1 protein-coding gene is annotated in these 1,005 nt (G+C 45.6%); it reads left to right on the forward strand.

Annotation, left to right across the window (positions count from 1 at the left end; translation table 11 throughout):
• On the forward strand, nt 1-917 hold a 917-nt coding region (locus BM378_RS20260), incomplete at its 5' end, for a transposase (RefSeq protein ID WP_177222603.1).
• Nucleotides 918-1,005: the final 88 nt, after the last annotated feature.

Genomic DNA, 1,005 nt, shown 5'->3' on the forward strand with positions numbered 1-1,005 from the left:
AAATGACATTTAAGCGAGTCAAAGCGCCGAGTCATTCCAATATGGAGGCGTTGGTAAACACCATCAGCCAGCGCATCGCACAATATCTCGAAAAAGCAGGGCTAATTCAACGCGACATTGACAATACCTATCTGGACTTGCCAATTAACGATGAAGACAGCTTGTTACCACTGCAAGCTGCTTCGGTCAGCTACCGGATCGCAGTTGGTGCAGATACTGGTAAAAAAGTGTTTACTTTGCAAACCATGCCAGCAAAAGATCCTGATCACTTAGGACAACTCGCAAAGATAGCTGGATTTAGCCTACATGCAGGGGTCTTCGCAGATGCAGATCAACCAGAAAAACTAGAAAGATTGTGTCGTTACATCGCAAGACCTGCAATAAGCGAAAAACGCTTAAGCCTCACAACGACAGGTAATGTCAGATACGAACTCAAGACACCCTACAGCAATGGTACGACTCACGTATTCTTCTCGCCGATTGACTTCATTAGTAAGCTAGCTGCCTTGGTACCACCGCCTAGACTGAATCTGACGCGGTTTTATGGCGTGTTTGCGCCAAATGCCAATGTACGAGCAGAAGTAACTGCTTCACAACGCGGCAAGAACAGCCCTCGTTTAGCAGAGCATCTGAAAGATTCAGATAAGCCCTACCAGGCGCGCAGCATGTCATGGGCACAGAGGTTAAAACGTGTATTCAACATTGACATTACCATTTGCGAAGCTTGCACAAAGGCGAATGTCAAAATCATCGCATGCATTACAGAGCCTGCCGTCATCCAAAAGATACTCTGGCATTTGGATAAGCAAGATTCACCAATTACCGCTAATTCTTGCAGAGCGCCGCCACTGATTGAGTCAAAACAAATAAGAACTGACGATTACGTTATTCAGAGAGATTTCAACTTTGGCGCTTAAGGGCTCCACCGCCAATATAGCTTGAACACTCATGTGTTGAGGCATCATGTTGCACATATCGAGAGAATTTTTCAGTCCCAATGATCAG

Origin of the sequence: Pseudoalteromonas lipolytica, assembly GCF_900116435.1 — a bacterium.
GTDB classification, from domain to species: Bacteria; Pseudomonadota; Gammaproteobacteria; order Enterobacterales; family Alteromonadaceae; genus Pseudoalteromonas; species Pseudoalteromonas lipolytica.